Origin of the sequence: Rouxiella sp. S1S-2 (assembly GCF_009208105.1) — a bacterium.
GTDB lineage: Bacteria > Pseudomonadota > Gammaproteobacteria > Enterobacterales > Enterobacteriaceae > Rouxiella.
The window spans coordinates 1-26,823 of record NZ_WFKL01000002.1 but is presented as its reverse complement, the minus strand read 5'-3'; the positions used below and the strand labels follow the sequence as shown (position 1 = coordinate 26,823).

Genomic DNA, 26,823 nt, shown 5'->3' with positions numbered 1-26,823 from the left:
ATCCAGTGTCAGTAACCTGGCAGTTGCTACGTGAGACTGGTGCTGGTAGCGCCAATCCGGGGTTAATTAGTTAATATGCTGTACAGCCTGCTATGTTGCACATATTAGTGGCAGTCGAGTTTAAGGAGATTATATGAGCAAATCGCCTGATATCCCCGTTTGGTTCCGCCGCGCGGAAGAAAATGATGCGGGATTAGTTCGTGAGATTGTACTTGCGGCCTATTCCAAATGGATTTCAGTTATTGGTCGTGAACCGACTCCGATGACGGCCGATTTTAATAAAGCCATCCGTGAGCATGACATTGACCTCGCCATTGTCGAAGGAGAAGTAGTTGGTCTCATCGAAATATGGCCCCAGGCTGATCATCTTTGGATCGAAAATGTTGCGGTACATCCCCATTGGCAAGGAATAGGAATCGGCGGTAGATTGCTGCACATGTTGAAAGTAAAGCAGCTCAAGCGGAGCTTGGTGAAATTCGCTTGCAGACGTGACCCTCCCCCAACATCCTGCTCCATTCAAAAAAAGAATTCCGGCATAATAAACACTCCCCTGAACGGAGGTGGTGCCAATGAAAAAGTCACGATTCACCGAAGTGTAGATTGTCTTTGCCCTGACATAGGTTTTGAGCGGAGAATTTTAAGTTATACTCCTCACTCTGTTTACTGCAATATCTAACAATATCGCTCAAAGGTAAAAAACCTAAAGGGTCGCCTGATGCAGAGAATAGACAATAAAAATATATTAATCCTTATATTCTTCTTACTCTTCGCTCAATTACTGAGCGGGTGTTCACTGACTCGAGTTTCTGAAAAATCGCATTCCAGAGAAGTCGAAAGCCTAAATCTTATCGGAATGAGTTTGGATGCGGCGAAAGAAAAGTTAAGTAAAAAAGGATTTGATTGCAGCGACTATCCTGAGACCAATAGGGTGCAAACCGAATCCGGCGTACGCTCTTTAATACAGCTTGATTGTAGCAAACGAAGCTTAGAACTGATTTGTCCGCAAATACGCTATGCGGTACTCAATGCCGACCCCCAAAGCTTCAAAGTGGTATTAGTGGGGAAACGCATAACTCAACAAGCATGTTTTTGATGATTAAATCCAGGTGTAACTAGCGAGTAAAAAACGGGGTCCGCTTGGAAAAGGGAAAATATCCTACGTTAAGCCTATTTCTTAAGCAGACATGACAGGCAGCGTTGAGCGATGAGCGGAAGTTATGCCTGAAATAATAGCCCTCGAATTTGAAAGAGTCTTAAATGAATAAGGTAAAATTTACATGACCGTAACCCAGCTCATCCCGAAATCCGGCCATGTAAATTTTTAATATGAACCTTCTAACTTCTACAATAAAATCAACTGCATCTTGATTCTTATTGTCATATTACCCTTGGGTCATATCTAACGAATGTTAAACCAGCCAGTGGTTTCCTCAATGACGCGCCATAGTTTCTGGGGTATAGCGAGTTGCTCAGCGTCAGATACAGCAATATTGAGAGCAATTTTTCCTTCAGCTTTACCCTCTGCAAATTTAACCCAGTCTGGGTTCATCACCATTCCCTGACCTACGGCCGTCAAAGACACTCCTGCTTTAACAGCATCCTCTGCTTGATCTGGTGTTCGCAGCTGCCCTGCAACAATCAGCGGTATACGTCCAGCAAGGTGATCGCGCATAATTTCGATAACTTTGGGTCCATTCGGTGCATCAACCGGTCTGGCTTCAAGTGCATTACCCAGGGATACATGAAGATAATCAATCCCCTCATCGACCAGTCGATCAACCAGTTGAAGCGACTCATCAATGCGCAACCCATCTTCGTAATGCTCATCCAATGAAATGCGGTATCCCATCAGGAAGGGATTGGTTGCATGCTCAGCAATCGTTTTTCGCACACATTCGATGACACTGAGTGGGAAACGCATACGGTTTTCAGGAGAGCCGCCCCATTTATCTTCTCTTCGGTTAGAATGAGGGGAGAAAAAATTCTGAAGTAAAAAACCATGAGCACCATGTAACTCAACACCATCAAATCCTGCTTCTATTGCACGGCGAGTTGTTTCACCGAAAGCCTGAATAACAGTTTCGACTTCAGTGCATGTCAGTTCGCGAGGGGTAACGGAAGGTGCGAATGGGCCGGCATCACCGGGAACAGCGCTTGCGGCTACGATATCTGACACCAGTTCAGGGCTGGTTTTCACACCTGCATGGAAAATTTGTAAGATTGCCGGTGCTCCACCGCTTTTTGCAGCTGCTGCAAGGCGCTTTAAACCGGGAATAAATTTGTCGTCATATGCAGCAAATTCCCCTGTAAATCCAATGCCATTTTCCTGAACATGCGTACAGCCAGTAATCACCAGCCCGATGTCCTGAACGCGTCGACGATAATATGCTTCTTCCTCATGAGATACCGTGCCGTCATCATTACCCGCCCAGGTCGTCATCGGGGCCATCACAATACGGTTGCGCAGAGTCACACCTTTACCGAGTGAAAATCTTTCAAGAAGTGGAGTTTGTTTCATGGATAGTCATACCTATACGAGATGATTTTTGAAGAAAGGAGCCAGCTTACTCGTTGCAACCTTTGCACCCTGACCATCATAGAGATCCCTATGCGTTGCACCTGGGATGATATGCAGGTTTTTTTGAACAGAAGCCGCAGTTTTGTGTAATTCCTGGCTGTGCCAGACCGAGCCAGCCTTGCTACGGGCTACTATCAGGAGTGGCTGTGTTAAATAGCCATCAGTAATCCTGCTGAGGCCACTGAACTCGTCAGGATAAAATTACGGCGATTTAACCCACCTGTTTTTTTACTCATTGCAAGACTCCTTCATTTACATGATGGCGGCCCTGGCCGCTGAAAGAACATGGATTGTTTCAGCGGCCATCTTAATCTCTTTAGTATTGAGAAATTAGATGCTTAATTTTGCATGGGCTTAGAAGGAGGTTTTATTAATAGGGTTATAAGAAAATGAGTTCGATATGGACCAGGACAAACAGCGCTCAAAGGTTATGGGGCGCGGAGTGCTTCGAGCACAAGTGCAAATGCCGGCGAATGTTGTAGACGGCTGGGGTAGTAAAGATGATAGGGGGGACGCGGGGGACACCAGTCTGCCAGCACCTGGACTAACATCCCGTTTTCAAGATCATTCTCCACGGTATCTAGCGGCAGATAGGCAAGTCCCAGTCCATCAAGGGCGGCCTGCCTCATCAGATTTATTGTGCTGAAAGTCGCTCGTCCATCAATACGGACCTTAATTTCAGTCTCATCCTTGCGAAACTCCCAGGTATACAATCCGCCATGAGTGGGCAGGCGTAATCTGATACAGCAGTGGTCGTTTAAATCACGAGGCGTTCCCGGAAATGTCTTTCCCATAAAGTAGGAGGGCGCTCCGACCACTGCAAAACGGAAGTCCCTGGCAAGCGGCAGGGAAATCATATCCATATCCACCTGTTCGCCCAGCCGAACGCCGGCATCATAGCGCTCAGCGACAATATCTTTGAGTCCGTACTCACTGATAATTTCAATGTTGATATCGGGATATTCAAGCATCACCGAGGCGAGCTTAGGCCAGAGTATTGTATCGGCTGCATGTTCAACGGAAGTAATGCGCACAGTACCGGCTGGTTTTTCTCTCAGTCCACTGAGCGCAGCGATCTCACTTTCAATTTCGTCAAAATGTGGTCCTATACGGGAAAGTAGCCGTTCGCCAGCTTCTGTCACAGAAACGCTACGTGTGGTACGGGTAAGAAGACGAAGACCAAGATCTGCTTCAAGAGTCCTTACGGTGTAGCTCAGCGCCGACTGTGAGACACCTAACTGAGCGGCAGCTTTTGTGAAGCTTTTTTCTCGGGCTACTGCGATAAAGGCTTGATAATCGTTCACATTTTTACGGCGCATTTATGTACCAAGTTTCTTATGGATTAACATTCCAGACTTAATAAAATAATTCTTGTTGAGGAGGTTTGTCTATTGGTAACTATCCAGCCCCCTCATCCACAAGAAATGTTCATACATCTGGCAGTTGATCCCTGTCAAAATTATGTTTTGACATAACTATAGCGATCCTTAAAAACAGAAGTAATGTTGGTTTCTTATCAATCACTAATGCTCAATAGAACCAAGGCTTAGCAACTTCCGCTTCTGGCACGAGACGGACGTACAGGGTGAGCTGAAGGTCCGCTGAGAGCGAAGAGCGAAGATCGGACATCTACAAGACTGACTTAATCAGCTCTGAGTCAGGAAATGATGCATATCTTCGCCACTGGTCAGCCTGATCTGGCCTTGGGGACGGACTTTTGAAAAAACGGTAAGATGGCCCTCATAGCTGCTCGACCCGGTTCGTTTTTCATATAATGAGCCCCACTCCCGCAAAGCGGTAAAGTCTGCAACAGATCCATTATTCCTGATGCCCCGAGCTTTAAGACATCGGCTTCATTTTTAGCAAGTTATGTAATGCTAAAATCCTGTCAGGAAATCTCCTCTTGGCTTTTCAAAGGCGCATTTAAAATATCGCGTATATTAACCAGCGCATTGCGCACCGCCGCGCCTCCGGCATAAAATAGTAGCTGCAAGACAGCCTCGATAATTTCTTCGCGGCTTGCGCCTGCATTTAGCGCTGCCTGTGTATGCGCCCGCAATTGCGGGACCGTATGGCCCAGTGTGACACAAGAAGCAATCACAACCAGCTCTCGCGTTCTGGCGTCCAGCCCAGGGCGTGCAAGTATGCCTCCCATAGCCCATTCGATTGATATATCAGTAAAATCGGGGCACAGATCTGCCATGTCCTTTCGCAGTTCTTCTCCCGCACCATTACCGTACAATTCGTTAAACAATCTCATTCCCCGCTCGCGTAGTTCCGGATTTGTAATCATTTTTAGCGTTCCCCTGTTAAGTGAAGGTCCATTAAAACTCGCTGACAAAGTTTGATAAACAGCGGTATATTTTCATCTTTAACAAGTCTGGATTGATAATCGTGAATAAACTGGAAAGTATGGCGGTGTTTGTCCGCGTGGTGGAAAGGGGAAGTTTTAGCGCGGTTGCCGAAGAGCTACGGCTCAGCGGGACGATGGTCGGACTGTTTATAAAAGCGTTGGAGGAACATCTCGGCGTTCGCCTACTTAATCGCACAACGCGTCGCCAAAGCCTTACCGATTTTGGTCACGAGTATTACCAAAATTGCCAACGGATTTTAGCTGATATCGAAGATTGCGAGTCACTGGCATTTGCTCTACACAAGAATCCACGTGGAAAACTGAGAGTAGGTTGCCCTGTCTCTTTTGGCGTCCATGCGCTTTCGCCGGTTACAGCTCAATTTCTTACGACATGGCCTGATGTAACGATGGATTTGGTGCTCAGCGATAAATCGATGGACATGGCAGAAGAAGGTTTCGATGTCATGATTAAGGTCGGCGAACTCGAGCATGTAAATACGCTGGTTGCCCGCCCGCTGGCGGCATATCGTTCTATCGTGTGCGCGTCTCCTGCATACATAGAAAGGGCAGGAAAACCCATGACGCCGGAAGAATTGAGTCAACATCAAAAACGATAGCTGATGGCAATGAATGTCTCCCTTGCCCAGCGCTTTACACTCCAGGCAAACAAGGGATTAATGACGGTCATCGCAATCAGCGTTCCGGTAAACAGCCAGGGAAGGTTTTTTACTCCGCCAGCCACGCCCAGCTCTTCACGAATCGGCCTTAGCACGAAATAAGCCAGAAACAGTGAAAAAATATAAAGCCATGACCAGAGTAATGCGTTGCCTTCAACGGGCTTAGTGCGGATCAGATTTCTGAGAAAGCCCCCATTTTTCCTCACGCATCGCGTTGTCGGGTTTTAATATGGATGCTGCCATAGCAACAGCGTTCCTCACCGTGAGGCCGGAACCCACAGAAAATAATTATCAGATATGAGGGCAATGATTTATTGCCCTGAGAGGGAAAGAGATACGGGCCGCGGACTAATTTTTAAAATGACCACGAAGGGTATTCAGATCCTTGATAACCGATTGAGGTTCCCCGGACAGGGGTAAATTATCCCGATCGTCAATCGCATCAACCTCAAGTGCAGGATCGGCTGGCAGCGCAGAAAAGAGTGGATCGAGATCGGTTTGAGCCGGCCCCTTTTCGGCGACTAACTCAAAGGTTTTATGGTTTGCCGATGGTGACGTCAGTGAGGCGACTAGCACCTGTGCAATCTGCCGGCGGGATATCACACCATCGGACGGCGCGCCCGCCCAATGAGTATCACCCTGTCGTAAAACAAGATGGTGCTGGTCTCTGTCGTTATAGTCAAACCAGCCGGGTCTCACAATGGTGTAGGGAAGGCCACTGGCGCGAACCAGACGTTCTCCACGACGTTTCCAGTCATGCCCAACGGTGGGTTTTGTGACACCGACGGCAGTCATCAGCGCTATCCTTGCTGGCGACTCAAGCACGCTAAGGATATTACGAACTGCGCCATAATCTACCTGCTCGGCTGCCTGAGGATTGTTTCCACCACTCCCATGAGTGAAAATTATGCCAGTTACCCCAGCAACAGCATCATGGAGCGTTTCTGGACGTGTTAAGTCTCCGACCATCACCTTAACGCCATTGGGAAAAAGGCTGGATTGATTCGGGTTTCTTACAAGCGCGCGGGTCTCGTACCCCTTGCTGTAGGCCTGAGCAACAGCGGGTTGCCCAATGCTGCCACTGGCACCGACCACAAGTACAACCGTTTTATTTCTGTCCAAAGTGTTATCCTCTTTTACATTGCGCTCATATTCGGATCGGCTATCACACGTTGTGCAGTTCAGTTGAATTGATGTGGCTGCAGAAGCAGTGCTGAAAATCAGTGACTGCCCTGCCAGAATGAGCATCAGTAAATTTAAAATGAAAATATTCATATTTCTCTTTTTAGAAAGACCTGAACTCGCAAGAAAAGAGGATATGAATATTGATGGTTCCACGCTGTCATGAAGATGACTGAAACATAACAGTCTTGTCAGTATTTTTTAAAATACCAGATCTTATGAGTGCGGATGTTGAAAGGGACCTTTAAATTTTTACTGGAACAAATAATATAAAATCTCCAGCGATACACTTCATCCGCTATTTTTTATACTGTTCATCGGTCACTTTTTCCAGCCATTCTACCGGGCTTCCATTGAGAGATTCGGCTATCGCAATATGCGTCATGGCATTATCAGGAGTGGCGCCATGCCAGTGTCTCACGCCTTCAGGAATGAAAATGATGTCACCCTGATTCATCACCACGGTTTCTTCACCTTCACACTGTATCCAGCCTTGTCCGTGGGTCACGATCAGTGTTTGACCGAGAGGATGCGTGTGCCATGCAGTGCGTGCACCCGGTTCAAACGTCACCGTTGCGCCGCCGATCCGCGAAGATTCCGTCCCATTGAAAGGCGCATCAATTCTGACTGTCCCAGTAAAATACTGTTCAGGTCCTTTGTTTGAAGGCACTGAGCCGCTAGCAATAATTTCCAACATTCTATGTACCCATTCAGTTTGTCTGGCGTGAAATAACTCTAGCAAACTCATGGCCCGGCGATTAGATGCAATAATCGAAATGTACCTATGAGGAATATTCATAAACCCCTGCATCGTACTGAAAAGTGGCCAACAGGGTAACATGCTGACATTCCTCATCAGGATGTGATTTTTCTTGATAAAGCTGACCCTTTTTCTTCACCCATGAAGGCAAAAGGTGTCAGTGAACTTGGGATAACGGGTGTAGCAGTCGCGATTGCCAATGCAATTTATAATGCTACAGGCGTATGTATTCGAAACTTTCCCATAACGCTGGACAAAATTTTAGGTAAACTGCCTCAAATATAAAAACGCAGTGAGCCTTAAATATATTGAGGGCTCACTGCGGAGTATTTTTTGCAGAACGACAAATTTTTGCATGCAAAAGTTATAAATCCTCTTAAGTTTCCCAATTTCTATGGTTCTGAGATGCTCATATGATTAATTTTCGGTTTTCAGGTGTAATTAAGGTTATAGGGTTTATCACCGGCCAATGGAAATAATTCATGATACGTGAGCGGTCAGTATGCTGATTTACAACATGGCGTTCCGCTGTGGGAGCCGGGTTTCAAAATTAAAAAATTAACAGGGAACCGGTCATTTTCAGTGTTAAAAAACGGCCTCGAGTTAGTTATAAACATCATTTATAGTAACAAAAATAGAGATTATTTCTCTCGTACGTAAGTGGTTTTAACCAAGGTCTCAAGTACTATTTCATTTTTAGTCACTTTGAAGTTCAATGGCTTTTTTAGTTCACTAAACAAAGGTATGCCTCCACCAAGTAAGATGGGAAAGCGAGTGATAATCATTTGATCGATTAGATCTTCATTGAGGAAGCTTTGAATTGTTGCACCACCGTCGATGTAGAGATCATTAAAACCCTTAGCATTCAGTTCCGCGATAATATCTTTTAATTCACCTTTGACTAAAAATACTTTTTCCTCATAGCCTTGCGGCACTTTCGTCATGGTATTGCTCAACACAAACACTGGCTTTGTATAAGGCCAATCACAGTTAAAACTCAGTACAACCTCAAGGGTATTACGACCCATCACCAACCCGTCAATTCGCTCCATCAAAGCGAAGAAACCAGTATCGGTATTATCTGGATTTTGTATCGAATATAGCCAGTCGAGCTTCCCTTGTTTATCTGCAATATAACCATCCAGACTGGTTGCAATGAATACGATGTTTGCCATAAATACCTCATCAATTTAGTCGTGGTTGAGTCAAGCAGTAATAGGGTGTATAGTTAATTCTACACTGTAGAATTAAATTGATTTTATTGGGGATATCAGATGGATGTCAATGAAAAAAAACGCGGACGACCCGTTGGAAAGTTGACACAGTTAAGTGCTGATGGGATTCTAGAAACAGCTAAATGTTTGATGAAAGAGAAGGGGAAAATCCCCAGCATCCGTTCATTAGCAACGCAATTAAACGTGGATCCCATGGCGATCTATCACTACTTCAAAAACAAGAATTCGTTGTTAGAGGCACTAACTACATCACTTGTGGTGGGAATCTATCGGCCTCAAGAACGTGCGGACTGGCAAACCGAGTTAAAGCACTTATGTGTCAGTTATATCGAAATATTACGCGAGTACAGCGGACTATTACAAACTATGCTGAGCATGACATCACACGGCCCAGCACAAATATTTACTGAACGGTATAAAATTATTGTTTCTCCTTTAGCTCTACCCATAAAAACCGAAAAAGACGGCCTGGATTTGCTGGCAGATTATTTACACGGTTTCGCGTTCTCTATCAGTTGTTGCCATGACGAGAATATGGTCAAAACTGAAATGATGAATGGGCCTTTGGCACTAATTTGTAATGCATTGGGATCCTCACGAACCTAACCCCTTGGGTATCGGATTTCACAACATATTACAGTTTCCGCTAGGGTCTGAAATCCATCTCCAAACTTGCTCATGTTGCTCCGCCTATATCTCTATCGGCATTTTCCTTAAACCCTCGTCGCGTTACTGTCCGCATGAATACCAGGCGAGGTCCATACCTCCTTCAGGGAATAACAGAAATTTAACAATGAACCCGACAGCTTTGAGCGAGAAGCGGAAGTTCGTAATTGTTTTTTCAGGTAAAAAAACAGTAAATATCATGATTTATTAATCGATAGGGAACGGGTCAGATTAGCCAGCGACAGGATGACTACCAAAATAGTGGCGGCTCACTAACCACGGGTTATGCGACATGAAAAACATCCTTGCTTTGCGTTATGGGCGAGAATGAACTTAACCTCAGGTATCTGAAAAAATTCTAAAATTTTTTTCTTTATGTCTTCCGACGAAGAAATAACGCCCTCAATCATCATATCGTTTTCATCAAATGCGCGTAGGGATATGATTCGGTTATGCATAACCTCTGGGATTTCATCTTTCAAGACTTTTGGCTCAATTTTACCTTCCCAAATAAAAATTGCGTGCATTCCTCGATAGGGTGAACGACTGTCTAAATAGGTATGATTAAGCAAAATGGCATGCTCTCCTACGGGAATATCTGTAAGTGTAATTCTATCTGGGTAGGAGGGGTGTTTATCCACGTTGAATCTGACTGCACCATATACCTTGAGCTCACCGTCAGATAGGCCATAAAGATGTTGGAAGTTATTGCCATTTAATCCACTGATAATAAAAGACACAGTTAACCTCGGTATCATTAAGAAAAGATAGGCGAGTGATTAATATAATCGAGTACATTTAAGGCGAAACTCTGAATCTTGCTTTTTCATTCAGTAATAGTTCGCATTCGGACGGAAGAACGTTGCAAGTGGGCAGCCAAGACCCTCAATAACATCTCTGATCTGCTCCCCAAAAAATAACACACCGTGATATTTGCAACGTCCGCTTCACGCCCTGAGCTATTCGACAAGATTTTTACGCTACCAGCAAAGGCGAATGTCGCTCTTTGAGGGCCAGAAGGTATTTTGCCTCGTCGTAGTAGCAGTTCCTGTTTTTCCAACTGCGATAAATCATCCTTATCCATTTAAACACCAAAGCCCTGATGGCGAATTGATGAGATTTACCTATTTCTCGCAGCCCCTGATAATACAGGTTGGCTCAGTATGATAGTTAACTGCCTTGGCAGCCCATTCTACAAATGTCAGTGGACGAACTTCGCACATTGCCATCGCCAGAGAACCTCGCATTTCTGGCCACTTGAGCAAGCAGCACAGACTTTTCAGTCTGTTGCATCGTGACTTTTTCATCAATACCTCCTCTACCCAAACCAGCAATTGTGGTGCCGGAATTCTGTTTATAAATCATGGAGCAGGATTTTAAGGGAGTGCAGGGAGGGTGTTGAACTAATGGACAGCCCTCTGATCACGTACAAACGAGAAAACACACATTTCTTAGTGCCAGTCGCAAAAATAGGGTAAATTCCGGCAGCAGAAACTAGTTGTTACACAACTTTTCCCAAGCTGTTATACAGCATAAACAGCGATAATATTTGTGACCATCGTCAACTTTTCTTAAAAAGTCATGCCGTAACTTAATGTAATTTAACATTTTTTATTTTTAAATTCACACTAAGATGACATTATTAAAACACCCCCACATTAATTAAACAAAACCTAAACAACCCCTCTCACCTTAGATCATACCCCTAACGTTATTGGCGAGCATTTGCTAATTCAATATAATGACTATGGTTATTAGATAGCGATTCTGATGCTTGCCCAGGACGCAAAACTCAATCTATGGCCAGATTATTTCCAGTAAAACAACAAATTCAGGAACGCCAAATGATTGATATACCTGGCCGTCTTACGCGCAGACGCCTATTGCAAGGGATGGGGGTGCTTGCTGCCACAACCTTGATCCCGACGGGAGTTTTCCCCGCGTATGCTTCTTCGGCTATAAGTAACGATTTTATAACAATTTCAATATTTCTGACTGGTCGTGAAAAGCTGTCAGCAGACTACAGCACCGCTCTTTATTCCGCGTTAACCAAGTATGACAGCACTATTTCAACCAAGCTTTCACACCTTCGCGCTTACATCGACGAACACTCCATCAAAGCGGCTGATTTGAAAAACAGACTGAGCGCCGATCCTGCGGTTGCCGATTTAGTGGGGCTGCCAGGGCTGCTCCTGACTGGATGGTATCTCGGCATCGTTGGATCGGGAGACAACGCCGTCTGCGTGGCTTATGTCGATGCGCTGGCCAATAAAGAAGTTGCAGACGTCCTTAGACCACCAAGTTATGCCTATGGCGCCTACGGCAGTTGGGCCAAAAAACCGTTCTAATCCAACGGTCTACATTTCATTTTCAATTCGATATATTAAAAAGAAGTGACAAAAATGTCTGACACTATTACTACCGATGTCCTCGTCATTGGTTCTGGCGTCGTTGGGGCGCTAACGGCACGTAAACTGGCTTTGGCGGGGCGCCAGGTGCTGATGCTTGAAGCTGGTCCAAGAATTCAACGCGATGATATTGTGACTAATTTTAGGCACTCGGCGCGTAAAGACGATTTTATTGCACCTTATCCAAACTCTAAAATAGCCCCTTTCCCAGATTATAAACCCGAAGACAATGGATACTTGGATCAGGCAGGGCCGCACCCTTACAAACCCGAATATATCCGCGTGGTCGGGGGGACCAGTTGGCACTGGGCCGCACAGGCATGGCGTTTGGTTCCCAATGATTTTCGACTTAAATCCCAGTATGGGGTGGGCCGCGATTGGCCTATTAGCTACGCCGATCTCGAGCCTTACTATTACGAAGCCGAGTTGCTTTGGGGCGTTTCAGGTCCTACCGAGATGGCAAAATATTCTCCGCGTAATGAAGCTTTCCCTCTTCCGCCTGTAACAAAATCGTATCTCGAACAGCGGGTTACAGAACGTCTTGCGCCTAAATATGAGTTGCTGACCAACACCACGGGCCGTAACTCACTGCCGTATGATGGCCGCCCTCAGTGCTGTGGAAACAACAACTGCATGCCTATTTGCCCGATTGACGCTCAATACCACGGCGGAATTGCAGCAGATGCAGCGGAGAAAGCCGGTGTTAAATTAATCCCGCAGGCCGTGGTTTATAAGCTGGAACAAGATGGTCATGGAAAAATAACCGCGGCGCACTACTACGACTGGAATAAAGTCTCGCACCGCGTTGAGGCAGAAGTGTTCGTTATGGCCGCAAATGCTATCGAAACGCCAAAAATTCTGTTCTTGTCAGCTGATGAAAAAAACCCGCATGGGCTTTGTAATAACTACGATCAGCTTGGACGCAATCTCATGGATCACCCGTCTAATTCCGCCACTTTTTATGTCGATGAACCACTTTGGCCCGGCCGTGGCCCCATGAGTCCTTCGTCCATTCAGCAGTTGCGTGATGGTGATTTCCGATCAGAATCTGCGGCCTTCCGCATAGACTTTTCAAACTCATCGCGTGTTGCCGGCGTTACCGCTAATGCCATTAAAGAAGGACTGACGGGGCAGGATCTTGAGCAGGCGATTCGTTTTCGTTCATCCCACGAACTGAGCATCAAAAATGTGTTAGAGCAGTTACCGGACCCCAACAACAGGACCCTGCTCAGTTCACGTAAAAAAGATGCACTCGGACTGCCAACCCCCTCATTTTCTTACTCTTACGATGAGTATGTGGAAAAAGGAATGCAACATTCATTAAGCGTCTACGCCGATATTGCGAAAATGTTAGGTGCAACAGACGTGCGTTATTCCGCCCCCGGGGTTTACAGCAACAATCAGCACATTACTGGCACCTTAGCGATGGGCTTTGATGAAAAAACCTCCGTCACTGACCACGTGGGCAAAGCCTGGGAATATGACAACCTCTATATGGTGTCTACAGGTGTCATGCCAACGGTTGCGACCGCAAACTCTACACTCACTGCCTGTGCACTGGGCCTTCGCACGGCCGATGCCATTCTCGGTAAAATTTAAAGGGGGTTACTATGAAAACGTTGCTTTCTTTGAAGATCGCAGGAGTGATAACGGGATTGTTATTGAGTCTTCCCGTGCTGGCGCAGCAAGGTGATAGTCAGTCCTTGATTGCAAAAGGTCAGTATCTGGCCCTTGCCGGAGACTGTGGTGCCTGTCATACCAATTCTGGCGGCAAAGCATTTGCCGGCGGTTTGGCCATCAATACGCCGATCGGACAAATATTCTCAACCAATATTACCCCATCCAAAACGGCTGGAATTGGCAATTACACGCTTGAAGATTTTGACAAAGCGGTACGCAAAGGGATCCGCAAAGACGGTTCAAATCTCTATCCGGCTATGCCTTATACCTCCTATTCCAAAATAAGTGATGAAGACATGAAGGCGCTTTATGCCTACTTCATGCAAGACGTGCAGCCTGTTGACGTCAAAGGACCCGAAACCGCGCTTCCTTTCCCGTTTAATATTCGCTTATCGATGGCGGGCTGGAACCTGATATTTGCCGGAGGAAAACCCTTTGTCGAAGACAGCACGCAATCGCATATTTGGAACCGTGGAGCCTATTTGGCAGAGGGGCTGGCACACTGTTCAACCTGTCATACACCTAGAAATCCACTGATGGCTGAAGAGTCAGGTAAGTCACTGGCGGGTGCATCGTTGGGAACCTGGTTTGCGCCGAACATCACTTCCGATCCGCATGCGGGTATTGGCCGTTGGACACAACAGGATTTGGTGGACTACCTGGCAACAGGGCGTGCTGATAATGGCTCTCAGGCTGGAGGGCCGATGCTTGAAGCCATTGATAAAAGCTTCAGCAAATTGTCTCCTGCCGATTTAAAAGCTATTGCGACTTACATTCAGAGTGTACCTGCACAAAGTATCAATGCGACGTCGGAAAAACTGACAGCTGCGGCACCGGAAATTTCAGACATCTCGATCATGAATGGTACAGCGCCAGAAGGGGCCAAGCTCTATGCCTCGCATTGCTCCACTTGCCATCAGGCTTCAGGGCAAGGCGGCAATGGACTTCCGGCACTTTATAATAACGCTGCGCTGAGGCGTCCGGTTGCAGACAACGCCGTGATGGCCGTTTTAGAAGGTCTTATTCCGTCGAAAGGACAGGCTATGCCTGCCTTTAGTGACAAGCTCGACGATAAGCAAGTTGCAACGTTAGTTAACTATCTGTTCACGACCTATGGCGATCCTAAGGTTCAAACCACACCGGAACGTGTGAAAGCGCTGCGTCAGGGAGGTGAACCCTCTCCGCTGCTCGCGATAGCCAAAGGTGGCATGATTGTTGTGGCTTTGCTGGTGCTCATTTTCGGCTGGATAATTTTAAGGTCACGTAGAAAACGCAGATAAAAAAGTCGCTCAATAAGGTGAATAGCTGCCATAAGGCAGCTATCAATCAGAGGAAAAGTCCTGGTCGAATGGCCAGGACTTTTATTTTATCTTCGGTACGTTAAACATTAACCACCGTTAAGAGATGATGGGCCAGGCGAAGACTCAAGGCTGCACCGGTAAGAGTAGGATTCATACAGGATGCAGAGGGCATCACCGATGTTCCCGCAATAAAGAGATTGGGATGGTCGTGAGTCTGACAGTTGCGATCGACCACCGAATTCTGCGGATCATCCCCCATAATCGTCGTGCCCATGATGTGCTGCCTGTCCTGATAACTGGTGTCGATTTTCAGCACATCGGCGTTAAGCAACGTGGCAATCTTATCAAAATCCTTTAGCGCAGCTTCTTTACCTGCTTGCCAATAATCGGTAACACTGTAATAAATCTCTGGCACTGGCAGGCCAATACCATCGGTCTTGGTTTTGCTCGGTACGATGCGATTCTCGGGCAGCGGTAAGGTTTCAATATCTACGGCAAAGTTGAGTGAACGAGCGGAAGTACGCTGCAACTCCTCATCGAGTTTGGACCCCAATACTCCTTTAGCTATCAGCGTTGACGCGAAATCGGCCGTAGGGACTGTATTACGCACCTTGGTTTTGTAGCTGGGTATATCCTTACGCTGCTCGCCATCACGGTTGTTAAGATAAACCAATAGCTCGGTCGGTCCTTGTCCTGGCCAGACATCCTCTTTCATCATCACGTTCATGCTGATGCCTGTATGACCCATCAAATTGCGCCCAACCTGATCGGAACTGTTAGCAATACCGTTAGGGTAACGTGAGGTTGTTGACATGAGCAGTAGCTTCGGAGATTCAATACCGTATGCCGCCAACACAAAATAGTTGGCGGTAAGGTGATGTTCAGAACCATCAGGTTTTTTATACCCTACGCCGGTGATTTTGCCTTTATCATCAGCTTCTATTTTGTAAACCACTGAATTATCTAGCAGCTTCGCACCAAGACGTTCAGCCTGGTCGATATGGACTGTACCATCATATTTTGCACCGATCGGACAAACGGGATTGCAGTTATTGTTACCGGCACAGATTGGGCGTTGGCCATAGGGCCGTGTTGCGCGTCCATTTGGCTCATATACCGGGTGAAAATCCCCCTTTTGCAGCAGTTCGGAAAGACGGGTAAACATATAGCTCGGCGTCAGCCCTTTCATTGGAAAAGGCGTTGAGCGTGGAGGCCAAGGCTTTCCACCTTGACCGCTTTCATCTTGCCCGTCCATACCGGAAACCCCAAGTTCCTGTTCGGCACGTCCATACCACGGCTCGATTTCATCATAGCCAAAAGGCCAGTCGCGACCATGTCCATACAGGCTTTTAAGCTTGAAATCATTTGGGATCATTCGCCACAACGCTGAGCCAAAATGCCAGGTCGTGCCGCCAACCACGCGCAGATATTTTGTTGGATATTTGACGGGTCCCATCTGCTGTAAATAGGGCCCATAGGTTGAAGGAATATGCGGTGGATTAGGGTAGGGAGAACCCGCGCCCTGTAACTTCATGTTGGTCAGTGACATTTTCGTTGGCGCATTACGGAAACGTTCGACGATATCCTCACGTTTAACGCGGGGACCGGCCTCAAGAATAATGACCGATTTTCCTGCTTTCGCCAGTTGGCAGGCGATTAACCCACCCATAACCCCTGAACCAATGATGATAACGTCAGCATCGACTTGTTTATTGCTCATACATTGCTTCCTTTATCTGAAGGTGGGATAACGGGCTTGCTGCCCCAAGTATCAGGTCCCAATCCGTAAGTCGGTATGACAAGAATGCCTTTGGTTGGCAGGTACATCATTGCGTCTGCGTAGGCGATTAACGCCATATTTTCGTCTTCTCCTACGACACCGGTGTACCAGGCTGCAACGATATGGCTAGCCGTTGTAAAACGCGCATCATCAGACTTCACACTGGCAACAAAATCATCCATATGCGCGAAATGATGATCGTTAATATAACGATTGAGTTCGGCGAGTCGTGTCGGAAAGTCGGGAGCGTTTTTGACTAATGCGCGGTAATAGCGCTGCGCCAAAATTGCGTTAATGGGACGACTGACCAAGAATGAGGAAAGTGAAGTAAAACCACTGTCGTTCATCTCTTGAGCCTGTGCCTTGATCGCAGGAAATAAAGAGGCTGATAACGCACTCAATGAGAGAATACCGATACCCTGAAGTATTCGGCGGCGGCTTACCGAGTCTGGAAGGTTATTTTCTCGCGACATTTTTTTTCCTTCTATTACTTACCCACACCCCGAGCAGAATCGCTGCCAGCAAGACGACGGCAGCAATGCCAATCATTACCGCTGGCGTGGTCAGTTGCGCCAGTAGTGGTTTCGGACCGCCCTCGCGAATTTGTTGAACCTGCGCGGCGGTTACGCTGACCTTTGGGTTGCCAAAGGTTGTCAGGACATAGTTGCTGACGTCAGCGATTTGCCGATCGGTGAGTTGCATCGAGAAATTCGCATCTGGACCAAATACCGGCATATCGACCTGCTGGCCGTTTACATTGCGATGTACGCCGTTGAGAATGGCTGAGACCAGATTAGTCGGGTTATCTGCACCGGTTGCACTGTTGTGGAAGAGAGAAGGGTAATAGGACGTCCCCTCGCCGTTTGCCTGATGACAATTAGCACAACTCCCACTGAAAACTGCCCAACCCGGTTCGGCTGAGGCCTGGTCGCCACGCATCTGCTGTTCGGTACTCGATGCAGCACCATAGCTATCGCGTGATTGAGAACCACCGGTGTTTACGGCAGGGATCTGCTTTAAATAGGCGACCATTGCCTCGATATCCGCAGAGGAAAGATGTTGGAGGCTGTGCTCTACAGCTTCAGCCATCGGTCCTGCTGCCTGCGCCTTACCAGCAAGGTGCCCCGTTTTGAGGTACCGTGCTAAATCCTCCCCCGACCAACTGCCAATGCCTGATGTTTTATCAGGCGTTATATTAGGTGCGTACCAACTGCCCAGACTGCCGCCTGAAAGCGCCTTGCTGTCATCCTGTCCCATCAATGCATTACGTGGCGTATGACAGGTATCGCAGTGTGCCAACGCATTGACCAAATAGTTTCCACGATTGACCTGTGGCGAGACACTCTCTTCAGCAATAAACGGTTTATTGTTAGAAAACAGGGTATTCCACAGCGCCATCGAACTGCGAATATTAAACGGGAAGGGGAGATGAGTCTGAGGAGCCTTAACATCAACTGCGGCTACGCCGTGCATGAAATAGGCATAAAGTGCCTGAATATCAGAGTCGGTGATGCGAGAATATGATGTGTAAGGCATTGCGGGATAGAGATATTGACCCTGCTTGTTAATACCCTGCCTGACGGCGCGGGCAAAATCCTGCTCAGTATAATTTCCGATACCTGCCACTTTCGATGGCGTGATATTGCTGGCGAAAATGGTACCTAGAGGGGACTGAATTCCATATCCTCCTGACATTGCGGCACCCCCTTTAGGAGAAGTATGGCAGGCGCCGCAGTCTGCGGCGATAGCCAGATACTCTCCTTTCGCAATGAGCTCTTGCGGACTGGAACTGTCCGCCGCAACCGCACTAAAACCGGTCGCTAAAAGCGTGCTCATCACGAGAGACAGATAATGTCTTCTCACGGCATTGCTCCTTCTAAAATAAAAAGCCAAGCTAATATTTTTTTATTGTGTATTTACTGATTGAATACAGAGCCTGACGGTTCAGGCCCTCGGTCGTACAACGAGGAGTCAAAATCAACTGACAACGCGTGGATTTATGGCTTATTTCAACTCGTAGTCGTTAAAGACGATTGGCGTATCGCCACCATTGATGAGTTCAACTTCGCCAGCGGTGGTTAGCAGCGCATCACCTTTATGTACCCACAACTCTTTAGTGCGATTGGGTCGGCCGGGTATGGCCTCAAGCACGCGCCCCTCATTGAAGAAAACTCTTACGCCTGGCCCTTTTTGACTATAGGGATGGGTGCTTTCACCGGGTTGAAGGGTCACTTTCCATCCTTTTACCGACTTGGCATCCAGCACCTGCTGGAAGGCGGGTATAGCCGGACGAGAGGAGAGGCCAAAGCCGATTGGTCCTGGCTGTTTGATTTCAAAGGCGATCTGCATGTTGAGAGTGGTACCGGTATTGGTGATTTTATCAACCTCGGAATGGCCTTGATGATTGCCAAATTTCACGTTGCCGGATTTCATTTCGAAGTTTTTTGCGGGCTTGTTCGGGTAGGTTGCCTGCACTGGGCTGCCATCAATATGAGTATTCACATAATCAAGATGCTGCTCGTGGAACATCGTTGACTGACCTGGCGGGATCATCACGCGCATCACGGTCACATATTGATTCTCTAAAATGACGTGGTGATCAGGTTCAAGGTTGGTCGCCACCACTTTCTCTTTCTCGGCGGCAACACTCGAAAATGCAGTCGCTAGTGTTAACAGCCCCGAAAACATGACTATTGAACAATTTTTAGGTCTATATTTCATTTAATTACCTTATTCTGTTAATCACCCGTGATAGCGGGATTACTCTACAATCGAGACCCAGTTTGCACCGTTGTCTGTTGGGTATTGCCCTAATTGAGTCAGTTTTCCACTGGATTTATCAATGGCATAGAGGGACAGTTGCGTTGATTTTTGGCCAGATTCGATAAGGAAACGACCCGAATTATCGATAGCAAAACCACGCGGCTGTTTCTCGGTTTTAATACTTCGCAGATACGTTAAATGGCCATCAGTCGGATCGACCGAAAAGGAAGAGAGCGTGCTGTTAGTGCGTTCGGTTGAGTAGAGGAACTTACCATCAGGCGTTATGTGTATATCGGCCTGCCAAATTCGGGGTTTGTAGGTCGGCGGGAGGTTGTCGTCCCCGGTCAATGGGCGCGCTTCGCCACGCTGCATCGATTTTTGGTCATCAGGGGAAACAGAGACAATATCTTCCTGTGGCGTAAAGGTTCCGTTGGTATTCATGGTCAGACGCTTAATATTTCCCGCCATCTCGGTGAGAATGTACATATTTTGCTTGCCCTGACCGTCAAGCTTGGGCGCTAAAACAAAGTGGCGTGGGCCCGTTGCCGCTTCGGTTTCGATATTTATAAATGAGGGACTGTTTGGTGTGACCTTGCCGGTGTCCTGGTCAAAATGGAACTGCAGCATCTGATCTGCCCCCAACAGGGTGACGTACAGATAGTGGTTTGAAGGGTCAACCTGAATCGCATGGGCACGTTTCCCTGTATGCACAACTTGCACAGGGGGTGTTTCAACAAGACCGTTTTTACCAATACGATTAATTGAGAACAGATCGCCGCCATATGAAGCACTTAACAGGAAATGGCCACGTTTATCGGTCGAGAGATAGGCCATACTGTCAGGAAGTGGTGTGTCGCCTGCCTTCTCCAGTTTACCGTCGTTGAGGATGTGAAAAGCGGCAACGTGATAGGGTTTGCTGCGAATGGAGACATACAACATTTTTTTATCCGCAGAAACCACCGACGACATGGCACCCTCGCCGGCAGGGAAGCGGCCAATTGGCTCAAGCTTCATGGCAACCTTGTCGAGTGTATATCCTGTTACCGTGCCGCTAACGGCATTGGACACATACACAAAACTTTGCGCGTTAGCCGCACCTGACGCCGTGATGATCGACATCAGTGCAATTGCACCTAGGCTTTTCTTCATTGTTAACTCCTTGTGTCTTTAAGCAGGGTACTCAGCTGTTACCACTTTATTGAAAATACTTCACTCAGCTCTCTCACTGCACTGTCAGGGAGGGGGGAGGGCTTTTTGTCAGATTGCATCCACAGTTTGGCCGTCTCCTCTAACTCTTCGAGTGCAAAGCAGGCTGAAGAGACTGTTTTGCCCCAAATTACGGGCCCCAGTCTCTCAAGCATCACGCCATTAACTTGATTTGCTAACTCTGCAATTTGTGCTGCGACGGCGTCGGAGCCTGGGCGGTCATAATCGATTAACGGAATGCGCCCCACTTTCATCACCTGATAAGGCGTCAGCGGGGGCAGGATGCTGGGTCTGCTCCACACGCCTTGTAATGTCAGGTTCACCAAATTCGTTGAATGGGTATGCACCACGCCGTTTACTGAGGCATTTCGGTCATAAATTTGACGGTGCAGGAGCAGCGTTTTTGAGGGTTTATCGCCGGATATCCACTCACCCTTACTGTTTACCTTGGCAATTTTTGCAGGATCCAACCGACCCAAACAGGCGTCGGTGGGGGTGATTAACCATCCATCATCAAGACGGGCGCTAATATTTCCCGCAGAACCGACGGTATATCCGCGTTGAAAAAGGCTGGCGCCTAGCCAGCATATCTCTTCACGGAGCCTATTTTCATTGTTCATACCTTGCCCTTTAAATATCGTTAATCATTAATTCAGGAGAGTGATGCCTGCTGAGGTGAGGTAGTCTCATCTGAACCAGACTCATTCTTTGGCGTGTTTAATGGCTCTATTTTTCCAAGCACAAACATAAAGTTAAGTGCACCAAGCAGACAGATCCCACCCGCTACGCACAGCGGTATTACGAAAGAACCATTGCTTAGGCCCACCATAATTCCGGTAAATGAGGCCGTGACGATACCCGCCAGATTGCCAGCGAAGCTCTGTATTCCACCGATAGTCGCCACATAGTTTGGACTTGGCGCTACGTCGGCTGGCAAGGTCCAGATATTCGCTGCGGTGAACGCCAGACCGGCGTAAGTTAGAGAGAAGAGAGTAAGAATGATCGTGATATTGCTGGTAAATGCGGCCAGAGCAATAACCGATGAGAGCAGCATGCCGGCAATCAGGCAGGTTTTACGTGCGGCTGTCAGACTCAGCCCCTTGCGGTACAGCCAGTCTGAGGTATAACCCCCAATCAAACTGCCCGGGATGCCCATAAGTGCAGGAATAGCCCCCAGGGTACCCAGTTCTTTCAATGAAAAACCCTGTGACATCGTGAGGTAGGTAGGGAACCAAGTCACAAAGAAGTAGGTGGCGAAGTTCATGCAGAAGAAGCCGATCATCATGCCCCAGATATTCCGGTAGCCAAAAAGCGTGCACAGTTTTATTTTCTCAGTGCCTACGAGTTGGCTTTGACCACGATCTTGCAGAAGATTCTGTCTTTCCTGTTCATCGATGCCCTTCATGTCTTCAGGTTCACGATAAAATACCAACCACAGCACAACCCACACCAAACCGATCGCCCCCGTCACGACAAATGATGTCTCCCAGTCCCACACGCTTATCAACCAGGCAACAAGCGGCAAAGCTATCGCTGTTCCTGCACGCGGGCCTGCATCAAATATCCCGGAGGCAGTACCTCGTTGTTTCTTTGGAAACCAGTTGGAGATAACTTTCGCGGAACCCGGATTACCGCCCGCTTCACCGATACCGAGCAGTAAACGAGAGATAAAAATAGAGGTGAAGCCTTTACCAAATGCGGTAAATACGGTGAACAGTGACCACCACCCGACAGCAACGGCTAAACCAGTACGTGCACCTAAACGGTCAAGCAGACGACCGGCCGGGATTTGCATCAAGGCATAAGTCCAGAAAAATGCCCCGAGGATTAATCCCATGGTGGCATCGTCCAACCCGAGATCTTTTTTGATATGCGGTGCGGCGATCGCAAGATTGACGCGGTCGATGTAATTTATGGCGATGGCGAAGAAGCAAAACACGATCATCATCCAGCGGATCCGAGGGTATCTACGCATGGTGAATTCCTTTATTATCTTAATTATATTAATAATTTATGATTTTCTGGCCCGTATCACCGTTGAGCAAGCTGCCGTGTGGGGCAGTGACTCGTACATTCTTAGCCAGAAATTCTGCGTTGGATTTATCAGCCAAGCAGTCCTAAGAGTGGCCTTCTCTGGGACAGCTCTGTTATTATTTGGTGAACTTATGAAACCAAATCTGATAACGTGATGTTAAAAGTAAGCGATTACAAAACGCAGTCAAGCCAAAAGTAAGCGCTTTCAAAAAGGTGAGGGGAATGTCTTTCATTTTTGTGGGCGGCGTCACTAATTTATAGGGAATATGGCAATGCAAGATAAGACCTCCCCTCAGGGAAGAGCCTCATTAGAGGATGTCGCGAAACTTTCTGGCGTTTCTACCGCGACCGTTTCACGAGTGCTAAACGGCAGTACCACGGTCCGTCAATCGCGCCGCGAAGCCGTTGAGCGTGCTTGTGAAGAGCTGGGCTATGTGATTAACCGAGCTGCCCGAACGCTGGCCTCTCGCCGTAGCATGACGATTGGCGCCGTGGTCCCGACGCTGGCTACAGAGACATTTTCACGCACGTTGGCAGCTTTTCAGCACCAGATCCACAAGTCAGGCTATACGCTACTGCTGGCAAACTCGGAGTTTGATCCTGATATCGAATTTCGTGAGGTTAACAAACTGGTGGAGTACGGAATAGACGCGTTACTGCTCGTGGGGCATACCCACCATCAACGGTTGTGGGAAAGAATCGAGCAACACAAAATCCCTTGTATTCAAACGTTTTCTATCGACACGCAACATCCCAGCATTGGTTATGACAGCGTGAAAGCCGCACAGCGGGTGACTGAGCATCTGCTGTCGCTCGGACACAAAAAATTTGGCATGATTGCGGGTACACCCCCGACAAACGATCGTGTTTATGACCGCCTTCGTGGCATACGTGAGGTTTTGAACAACGCAGGATTATCTCTGCCAGAGTCCAATCTTATTGAATGTGCTTTCAGTATTAACGATGCGCGTAAGGGGCTGTTTACCCTGTTGGATGGCCCAGAGCCTCCTACGGCGGTGATTTGCGGGAATGATATGCTGGCCTTTGGTGCGATGCGCGCCGCCAGTGAGCGCTATATGCGTATTCCAAACGATATCTCCATTGCCGGATTTAATGATTATGAATATGCAGAGCACCTTGAGCATCCCCTGACGACAATGCGAGTAGAGCTTGATCAAATAGGACTGGACGCCGCTGAATACCTTCTGGCGACGCTCAATGGAGAAACGGTCAAGCAACAGTGGGTGCTCGAGCCCGAGCTTATTGTGCGAAGTAGCACAGGCTCAGCACCACGACAGGGTCGTTAAGGAATAAAGCGCAGGCCAAAACTCTCATAGGCTTTTTTAGCCGGTTCTGACCGCAGATACTCAAGCAGGGTCAACGCTGCGTCAGGATTTTTAGCGTGACGGAAAATCCCTGCCTGGAATGATGTGACTTTCTGGACATCTTGCGGCAGTGAACCTATCACTTTTACGCCTTCGACGGTAAGCAGTTCGCTTATTTGCTGAACGGCAATGTCTGCAGAACCGTCAATCAGTTTTGTCGCCGTAAATCCTTCCGGGATCGTTGATGCGCGTGAGTTGACCGCCTCCTCAATACCCAGTGATTTCATGAGTTGTTGAAGATAAATACCGCTTGCGCCCCCCAATGAGTAAGCCACTGAGCGGGCGGAGACCAGCGCATTTTTAAGCGCCTCAGTGCTGGAAATATCCGGTGCCTCAGCCTCTGGCAGCATGGCAAGTCCAATCTGGGAATCAACAAGATTGATGATGCTGGAGGCGCTCACCAAGTCCAACTCGACCAGTTTGGCCATCGCTGGCACGGTAAGAATGACGACATCTGCCGTTTCACCCTCGGCAATTTTTTTTTCAATGACGGTAGTGGGATTCCATTCGATTTCCAGCAAGGTATCAGGATACTGTTTTGCCCATTGTGCCTCGAGACCGACGAAGGGTGCACGGACGGCGAGCGCGCTAAATACCTGGATAAGATTGTTATTTACCATAGTTTTCACCTTGTGATCCCTGACCATAATAGGGTGCACGACGAAGCAAACCGCCGTGCAGTTCTGACGGTGATCGAACACCAATTAATGCCAAATCCCTGTCTATTTCATCGCGCAGAATATGCATCGCATGTTCTACGCCAGCCTGGCCGCCAATAACCGCACCGTAAAGGAAGGGGCGCCCCAGGAAAGTAAAGTCTGCACCAAGAGCCATCGCTTTCATCACATCGGTTCCGCGTCGAATACCACTGTCGATGATGACTTTCATGCTGCCCTTTTTAGCTGCAATTTCGGGCAGGGTATGCAAAGGCGGGACGGTATAGTCGAGTTGACGTCCGCCATGGTTAGACAAGATAACGGCATCTACGCCCAAATCGCGGGCGATAAAGGCGTCATCGGGTGACATCAGTCCTTTCACCACCAGATTTCCCTTCCACAGCTTGCGAATAGCATCGACATGTTTCCAGTTCAGCTTGTCACGCGCCTGAGTATTGCGCACTTTGCTTGACATCATTGGTGGCCCACGTTCGGCATCGGTATTTTCGAAATGCGGTGCACCGTGGCGCAGGAAGGTCTGCGCCACGGTTCCAAACAGCCAGCGTGGGCTAAGGGCACTTTGCAAACACACTTTCGGGGTTAACTTGATAGGCATGCTGAAACCACTGCGAGTATTATGCTCGCGGTTGCCCAGCATAGGGGTGTCACCCGTTACCACCAGTGTCTTGAATCCCGCATTAGCCACACGTTCTACCAACCGATCGATACGAGGCTGGTCGCCTGCCAGATAAGCCTGGAACCAAGCGTCGGGATTGGCCTCATACACATCTTCGAGGCGGATAAGTGATGAAGCGCTAAGGATCATTGGGGTATTCATGGCACGAGCCGCTTTAGCCAGCGATATATCTGCACGATAAGAGACAAAGGAAGCCCCCCCTAACGGGGCAACGCCAAAGGGGTGGCTGTAAGTGTGCCCAAACAGTTCAACACTCTGACTGCGTCCCGATACATCGACGAACATGCGGGGTACAAAAGCGTATTGCTGATAGGCTTCATAATTTCCCTGTATCCCGCGTCCGGTTTCAACCCCGCCGGCGACATACTGATAAATCATATTGGGCAACCGACGACGTGCGTGGCGCTCGAAGTCTTGTAGTGCGAGCAAATCACTAAATTTACGGGGGATTTTGCTTGTCACTGGCGCTGAATTAGCAAGGCTTCCTGTTGAGGTCATAGCGCCGTTTACCCCTGTGTGGATTGAGGATTCATTGGCAGAAGATGTCATTATATGTTCTCACAATCATTACTTATTAAAAGGTCGTCTGAGATATCAGCGCGTAACGTGCCGTTCTGAAAAGACATAAATTTGAAAGCGCTTACAATACTGACGATGCGTGCCTTCCATTTCAATATCACACTAACAAAATTATAACTTTTTTGTGTGACGCAAGTCACTTTACAGAACCATTTGTAAGCCCTTACATTATTAGGTAGGCTTACCTGAGAGATTAAGACCGAACTCGTAAGGTGGCATCGCTTAATTCTGAAGGAACCGTTATATGACACATCGCATTGTTCTTCTCCATGCTACACCGGTAGCAATGGCACCGATCCATACAGCATTTAGTGAAATCTGGCCCGAAGCAGAGCTCGTTAACCTGCTCGATGACGGTCTATCCATTGATCGCGCTCGCGAGGATGAACTTTCAAGCACCATGATTGATCGTTTTGTTCGCTTCGGGCACTACGGTTATGACATGGCTGCCCAAGGGATTTTAGTGACCTGTTCGGCGTTTGGCCCAGCGATAGATAAACTTGCCGAGAGCCTCCCCATTCCTGTTTTGAAACCCAACGAAGCCATGTTTCATGAGGCGATAGCGCAGGGGAACAAAATTGGTATGCTCGCGACCTTTGGCCCATCGATTGACACCATGACGCAAGAGTTTGATGACTATGTGTCAGAGCAGGGTTCTGACGCCACTCTTGAGACCATTTTGGTGGCGGATGCCATTGATTTATTGCGTAAAGGCGATGCGGAAAGCCACAACCGCCTCGTTGCGGCTCGGGCTCAGGAATTGTCCCACTGCGACGTCATCATGTTGGCCCACTTTTCAACGTCCCGTGCAGCAGCCAGCGTACGCGAACACGTTTCCATTCCTGTGCTCACGGCTCCACATGCCGCAGTAAAACGTCTCAAG

At 47.8% G+C, this 26,823-nt stretch carries 24 protein-coding genes and 4 pseudogenes; 10 read left to right on the top strand and 18 right to left on the bottom strand.

Annotation, left to right across the window (positions count from 1 at the left end):
* Positions 1–133: 133 nt before the first annotated feature.
* Together GA565_RS23845 and GA565_RS23840 are read left to right on the top strand one after the other, a co-directional pair.
* Positions 134–489 (top strand): annotated as a pseudogene (locus tag GA565_RS23845) (GNAT family N-acetyltransferase); the annotation flags it as partial.
* 226 nt (positions 490–715) lie between these two features.
* Complete coding sequence (locus tag GA565_RS23840; RefSeq protein WP_152201762.1) at positions 716–1,093, top strand: hypothetical protein; 378 nt, start codon at positions 716–718, stop codon at positions 1,091–1,093.
* Between the two features lie 306 nt (positions 1,094–1,399).
* Here GA565_RS23840 and GA565_RS23835 read toward each other — a convergent pair whose 3' ends face one another.
* From GA565_RS23835 to GA565_RS23820, 3 genes are all read right to left on the bottom strand, one after another.
* Positions 1,400–2,518 (bottom strand): NADH-dependent flavin oxidoreductase, encoded by a 1,119-nt coding sequence (locus GA565_RS23835; RefSeq protein WP_055778473.1) that lies wholly within the window; start codon positions 2,516–2,518, stop codon positions 1,400–1,402.
* A gap of 488 nt (positions 2,519–3,006) precedes the next feature.
* Positions 3,007–3,897: a LysR family transcriptional regulator gene (locus GA565_RS23825; RefSeq protein ID WP_152201760.1), complete on the bottom strand. Its 891-nt coding sequence runs from the start codon at positions 3,895–3,897 to the stop codon at positions 3,007–3,009.
* Positions 3,898–4,466: 569 nt separating this feature from the next.
* The gene (locus GA565_RS23820; protein WP_152201759.1) at positions 4,467–4,871 is read right to left on the bottom strand and encodes a carboxymuconolactone decarboxylase family protein; all 405 of its coding nucleotides are present in this window, start codon (positions 4,869–4,871) and stop codon (positions 4,467–4,469) included.
* A 101-nt stretch (positions 4,872–4,972) separates the two neighbouring features.
* Here GA565_RS23820 and GA565_RS23815 point away from each other — a divergent pair.
* Positions 4,973–5,539, top strand: a pseudogene (locus GA565_RS23815) (LysR family transcriptional regulator); the annotation flags it as partial.
* Here the strand turns inward: GA565_RS23815 and GA565_RS23810 are convergent.
* From GA565_RS23810 to GA565_RS23800, 3 genes are all read right to left on the bottom strand, one after another.
* Positions 5,536–5,814: a hypothetical protein gene (locus tag GA565_RS23810; RefSeq protein WP_226951061.1), complete on the bottom strand. Its 279-nt coding sequence runs from the start codon at positions 5,812–5,814 to the stop codon at positions 5,536–5,538. The pseudogene GA565_RS23815 and the gene GA565_RS23810 sit on opposite strands and share 4 nt — an antisense overlap.
* A gap of 142 nt (positions 5,815–5,956) precedes the next feature.
* Entirely contained in the window at positions 5,957–6,883 is a 927-nt protein-coding gene (locus tag GA565_RS23805; protein ID WP_152201757.1) for an SDR family oxidoreductase, read from the bottom strand.
* Between the two features lie 205 nt (positions 6,884–7,088).
* On the bottom strand, positions 7,089–7,487 hold the full coding sequence (locus GA565_RS23800; protein WP_152201755.1) for a cupin domain-containing protein: 399 nt from the start codon (positions 7,485–7,487) through the stop codon (positions 7,089–7,091).
* 141 nt (positions 7,488–7,628) lie between these two features.
* On the opposite strand from GA565_RS23800, the pseudogene GA565_RS23795 reads away from it, so the two are divergent.
* A pseudogene (locus GA565_RS23795) lies at positions 7,629–7,835 on the top strand (hypothetical protein); the annotation flags it as partial.
* Positions 7,836–8,191: 356 nt separating this feature from the next.
* Here GA565_RS23795 and GA565_RS23790 read toward each other — a convergent pair.
* Entirely contained in the window at positions 8,192–8,725 is a 534-nt protein-coding gene (locus GA565_RS23790; protein ID WP_152201754.1) for a dihydrofolate reductase family protein, read from the bottom strand.
* 99 nt (positions 8,726–8,824) lie between these two features.
* On the opposite strand from GA565_RS23790, the gene GA565_RS23785 reads away from it, so the two are divergent.
* Positions 8,825–9,391, top strand: a complete 567-nt coding sequence (locus GA565_RS23785) for a TetR/AcrR family transcriptional regulator (protein ID WP_055778428.1) — start codon at positions 8,825–8,827, stop codon at positions 9,389–9,391.
* A 332-nt stretch (positions 9,392–9,723) separates the two neighbouring features.
* On the opposite strand, the gene GA565_RS23780 is transcribed toward GA565_RS23785, so the two are convergent.
* On the bottom strand, positions 9,724–10,191 hold the full coding sequence (locus GA565_RS23780; RefSeq protein ID WP_152201752.1) for a DUF1203 domain-containing protein: 468 nt from the start codon (positions 10,189–10,191) through the stop codon (positions 9,724–9,726).
* Positions 10,192–10,426: 235 nt separating this feature from the next.
* Positions 10,427–10,709: pseudogene (locus GA565_RS23775) on the bottom strand (IS110 family transposase); the annotation flags it as partial.
* A gap of 586 nt (positions 10,710–11,295) precedes the next feature.
* Here GA565_RS23775 and GA565_RS23770 point away from each other — a divergent pair.
* Genes GA565_RS23770 through GA565_RS23760 form a run of 3 tightly spaced genes read left to right on the top strand, consistent with a single transcriptional unit; the run spans position 11,296 to position 14,819 of the window.
* Complete coding sequence (locus tag GA565_RS23770) at positions 11,296–11,799, top strand: sugar dehydrogenase complex small subunit (protein ID WP_152201751.1); 504 nt, start codon at positions 11,296–11,298, stop codon at positions 11,797–11,799.
* 54 nt (positions 11,800–11,853) lie between these two features.
* Positions 11,854–13,458: a GMC family oxidoreductase gene (locus GA565_RS23765; protein ID WP_152201749.1), complete on the top strand. Its 1,605-nt coding sequence runs from the start codon at positions 11,854–11,856 to the stop codon at positions 13,456–13,458.
* Positions 13,459–13,469: 11 nt separating this feature from the next.
* Complete coding sequence (locus tag GA565_RS23760; protein WP_152201747.1) at positions 13,470–14,819, top strand: c-type cytochrome; 1,350 nt, start codon at positions 13,470–13,472, stop codon at positions 14,817–14,819.
* A gap of 100 nt (positions 14,820–14,919) precedes the next feature.
* Here the strand turns inward: GA565_RS23760 and GA565_RS23755 are convergent, their stop codons facing one another.
* From GA565_RS23755 to GA565_RS23725, 7 genes are all read right to left on the bottom strand, one after another.
* Positions 14,920–16,560, bottom strand: a complete 1,641-nt coding sequence (locus GA565_RS23755; protein WP_152201746.1) for a GMC family oxidoreductase — start codon at positions 16,558–16,560, stop codon at positions 14,920–14,922.
* Complete coding sequence (locus tag GA565_RS23750; protein ID WP_152201744.1) at positions 16,557–17,093, bottom strand: sugar dehydrogenase complex small subunit; 537 nt, start codon at positions 17,091–17,093, stop codon at positions 16,557–16,559. Before GA565_RS23750 ends, GA565_RS23755 begins: the two co-directional genes overlap by 4 nt.
* Positions 17,077–18,456, bottom strand: a complete 1,380-nt coding sequence (locus tag GA565_RS23745; protein ID WP_152201984.1) for a cytochrome c — start codon at positions 18,454–18,456, stop codon at positions 17,077–17,079. The genes GA565_RS23750 and GA565_RS23745 overlap by 17 nt, the downstream gene beginning before the upstream one ends.
* Before the next feature lie 168 nt (positions 18,457–18,624).
* A complete protein-coding gene (locus tag GA565_RS23740) occupies positions 18,625–19,341 on the bottom strand; it encodes a hypothetical protein (protein ID WP_226951059.1) in 717 nt (238 codons plus the stop codon).
* Positions 19,342–19,380: 39 nt separating this feature from the next.
* Positions 19,381–20,532: a beta-propeller fold lactonase family protein gene (locus tag GA565_RS23735; RefSeq protein WP_152201742.1), complete on the bottom strand. Its 1,152-nt coding sequence runs from the start codon at positions 20,530–20,532 to the stop codon at positions 19,381–19,383.
* Positions 20,533–20,570: 38 nt separating this feature from the next.
* Positions 20,571–21,209 carry an aldolase gene (locus tag GA565_RS23730; RefSeq protein WP_152201741.1) on the bottom strand — a complete coding sequence of 213 codons (639 nt, stop codon included), beginning with the start codon at positions 21,207–21,209 and terminating at the stop codon, positions 20,571–20,573.
* Positions 21,210–21,241: 32 nt separating this feature from the next.
* The gene (locus GA565_RS23725) at positions 21,242–22,564 is read right to left on the bottom strand and encodes an MFS transporter (RefSeq protein ID WP_152201739.1); all 1,323 of its coding nucleotides are present in this window, start codon (positions 22,562–22,564) and stop codon (positions 21,242–21,244) included.
* Positions 22,565–22,895: 331 nt separating this feature from the next.
* On the opposite strand from GA565_RS23725, the gene GA565_RS23720 reads away from it, so the two are divergent.
* Positions 22,896–23,930, top strand: coding sequence for a LacI family DNA-binding transcriptional regulator (locus GA565_RS23720; protein ID WP_152201737.1), 1,035 nt, complete (start codon positions 22,896–22,898; stop codon positions 23,928–23,930).
* Here GA565_RS23720 and GA565_RS23715 read toward each other — a convergent pair.
* The gene (locus tag GA565_RS23715; RefSeq protein ID WP_152201735.1) at positions 23,927–24,628 is read right to left on the bottom strand and encodes a substrate-binding domain-containing protein; all 702 of its coding nucleotides are present in this window, start codon (positions 24,626–24,628) and stop codon (positions 23,927–23,929) included. The two genes, GA565_RS23720 and GA565_RS23715, sit on opposite strands and share 4 nt — an antisense overlap.
* Positions 24,618–25,859, bottom strand: coding sequence for an alpha-hydroxy acid oxidase (locus GA565_RS23710; RefSeq protein WP_226951058.1), 1,242 nt, complete (start codon positions 25,857–25,859; stop codon positions 24,618–24,620). Before GA565_RS23710 ends, GA565_RS23715 begins: the two co-directional genes overlap by 11 nt.
* A 325-nt stretch (positions 25,860–26,184) precedes the next feature.
* Between GA565_RS23710 and GA565_RS23705 the strand changes: the two genes are divergently transcribed.
* The coding region (locus GA565_RS23705; protein WP_152201732.1) for an aspartate/glutamate racemase family protein at positions 26,185–26,823 on the top strand (639 nt) is incomplete at its 3' end.